Genomic DNA, 2,606 nt, shown 5'->3' with positions numbered 1-2,606 from the left:
CAGGTGGTGCGCCAGCACGTGCAACTGGACCCCGGCACCGTGCTGGCCGCCGCGCGCGAGGCGCTGGCCGCCGAGCCGGCCCTCGCCGGCGCGCCGCAACTGGTGGTGAGCCCCGCCGACCTGCCGGTGGTGGAGGCCTACCTGCAGGAAGAACTCGACGCGCTGGGCTGGAGCGTGCGCACCGACCCGGCCATCGAGCGCGGCGGCTGCCGCGCCCAGGCCGCCTCGGGCGAGATCGACGCGACCCTGCCCACGCGCTGGGAGCGCGTGGCCGCCGCGCTCGGCCGTTCGAGCGAGTGGTGAAACCATGAGCCGCGCGCCCGACCTCCTGCTCGACGACGCGGCGCCCGCCGTGTCGAACCCGCATCTGGCGCACTGGCTGGAGCAGCTCGGCGCGCTGCGCGAACGCAGCGCCCGCGCGCTGCCGCTGCGCCCCTGCGGGCGCCTCACGCGCGCCGCCGGCCTGGTGCTGGAAGCCACCGGGCTGCGCCTGTCGGTGGGCGCCGAATGCACCATCGAACTGCCGCCGGGCAGCACCCTGCCGGTGGCCGAGGCCGAGGTGGTCGGCTTCGCCGGCGAACGCCTGTTCCTGATGCCGACCACCGAGGTGGCCGGGGTGCTGCCCGGCGCGCGCGTCTGGCCGCTGGAACGCGCGCCGATCGCCGATCCGCTGGCCGGCGCCAAGCGCCTGCCGGTCGGCTGGCAGATGCTGGGCCGCGTGGTGGACGCCTCGGGCCGCCCGCTCGACCGGCTCGGCCCGCTCGCCTCGGAACTCGACGCGCCGCTCTCGGCGCCGACCATCAACCCGCTGGAGCGCGAGCCGATCCATCACGTGCTCGATGTCGGCGTGCGCGCCATCAACGCGCTGCTGACGGTGGGGCGCGGCCAGCGCATGGGCCTGTTCGCCGGTTCGGGCGTGGGCAAGTCGGTGCTGCTCGGCACCATGGCGCGCTACACCAGCGCCGAGGTGATCGTGATCGGCCTGATCGGCGAGCGCGGCCGCGAGGTGAAGGAATTCATCGAGCAGATCCTCGGCGAGGACGGCCTGGCGCGCTCGGTGGTGGTGGCCGCGCCGGCCGACGTGTCGCCGCTGCTGCGCATGCAGGGCGCCGCCTACGCGACCTCGCTGGCCGAATACTTCCGCGACCAGGGCAAGCACGTGCTGCTGCTGATGGATTCGCTCACGCGCTACGCGATGGCGCAGCGCGAGATCGCGCTGGCGATCGGCGAACCGCCGGCCACCAAGGGTTATCCGCCCTCGGTGTTCGCCAAGCTGCCGGCGCTGGTGGAGCGCACCGGCAACGGCCCGGAAGGCGGCGGCTCGATCACCGCCTTCTACACGGTGCTGACCGAGGGCGACGACCAGCAGGACCCGATCGCCGATTCGGCGCGCGCGATCCTGGACGGCCATATCGTGTTGTCGCGCCAGCTGGCCGAGGCCGGCCACTATCCCGCGATCGACATCGAGCAGTCGATCAGCCGCGCCATGACCTCGCTGATCGACGAGCGCCATCTCGATCGCGTGCGCCGCTTCAAGCAGATGCTCTCGCGCTACCAGCGCAATCGCGACCTGATCGCGGTGGGCGCCTACGCGGCCGGGCGCGATGCCCAGCTCGACCGCGCCATCGCGCTCTACCCGCGCATCGAGGCCTTCCTGCAGCAGGGCTTTCGCGAATGCGCGCCGTTCGAGTCCTGCCTGGCCGGGCTCGACGCGCTGTTCCAATACGAAGGAGGCTGAGCATGGCCGCGACGTTCCCGCTGCAGATCCTGCTCGATCGCGCGCAGGAAGACCTCGACAACGCCACCCGGGCGCTCGGCCATGCGCAGCGCGAGCGCGGCTCGGCGCAGGACCAGCTCGACGCGCTGCTGCGCTATCGCGACGAATACCACGCGCGTTTCGCGCTGGACGCCCAGGCCGGCATGCCGGCCGGCAGCATGCGCAACTTCCAGTCCTTCATCGACACGCTGGACGCGGCGATCGGCCAGCAGCGGCGCATCGTGGCCGCCGCCGAGGCGCGCGTGGACGCGGCCCGCCCCGAATGGCAGGCGCGCAAGCGCACCCTGGGTTCCTACGAAATCCTGCAGAAACGCGGCCTCGCGCAGGATCAGCAACGTGCCGCGAAACGCGAGCAGCGCGACGCCGACGAACATGCGGCGAAGGTGCTGCGCATGCGCGCCGACGCGGCGCATCCCTCCAAGTAACCCGATCGAGACACCGCCATGCCCGCCCTCTCCCTGACCGCATCGCTGCTCGACGCCGCCACCGCCGCCAACCAGGCCGGCTCCGGCTCGCGGTCGAACGATGCCGCCGGCGCGTCCTCGTCGACGCCGTTCTCGCAGACCCTGCAGCAGAGCGTGGCGAACCAGCAGCCGCAGCCCCAGCCGAAACCGGCGGCGACGACGACGGCCGCCACCGATCCGTCCTCGGGCGACGGCAAGGTGCGCGGGCATCACGGCGGACACAAGCACGCGGACGGCAGCGACGATTCGGACGACGGCCAGGATGTGCAAACCGCGGCCACGCCGGCGGACGCCGCCGCGCTGGCGGCGGCCGCCGCCGTGCAGGCGCAGTTGCAGGCGCGCCAGGACGCGGCCGGCGGCAGCGG

3 protein-coding genes and 1 pseudogene are annotated in these 2,606 nt (G+C 73.3%); all 4 read left to right on the top strand.

Annotated features, from left to right (window positions below; genetic code table 11):
• The coding region (locus F3J10_RS35225; RefSeq protein WP_275691727.1) for a FliH/SctL family protein at window positions 1-303 on the top strand (303 nt) is incomplete at its 5' end.
• Window positions 304-307: 4 nt separating this feature from the next.
• A complete protein-coding gene (gene fliI / locus F3J10_RS35220) occupies window positions 308-1,738 on the top strand; it encodes a flagellar protein export ATPase FliI (RefSeq protein WP_013699689.1) in 1,431 nt (476 codons plus the stop codon).
• A 2-nt stretch (window positions 1,739-1,740) separates the two neighbouring features.
• Window positions 1,741-2,202, top strand: coding sequence for a flagellar export protein FliJ (gene fliJ / locus F3J10_RS35215; protein ID WP_025100309.1), 462 nt, complete (start codon window positions 1,741-1,743; stop codon window positions 2,200-2,202).
• Between the two features lie 18 nt (window positions 2,203-2,220).
• Window positions 2,221-2,606 (top strand): annotated as a pseudogene (locus F3J10_RS35210) (flagellar hook-length control protein FliK); the annotation flags it as partial.

The organism is Burkholderia sp. Cy-637, from assembly GCF_011753175.1.
Lineage (GTDB): Bacteria > Pseudomonadota > Gammaproteobacteria > Burkholderiales > Burkholderiaceae > Burkholderia > Burkholderia gladioli.
The sequence above is the reverse complement of the archived record's forward strand: the minus strand, read 5'-3'. Positions and strand labels throughout refer to the sequence as shown.

Excerpts from the sequence above, each read along its gene's own strand:
- fliI (WP_013699689.1), top strand. The coding sequence starts at position 308 with ATGAGCCGCGCGCCCGACCTCCTGCTCGACGACGCGGCGCCCGCCGTG.
- fliJ (WP_025100309.1), top strand. The coding sequence starts at position 1,741 with ATGGCCGCGACGTTCCCGCTGCAGATCCTGCTCGATCGCGCGCAGGAA.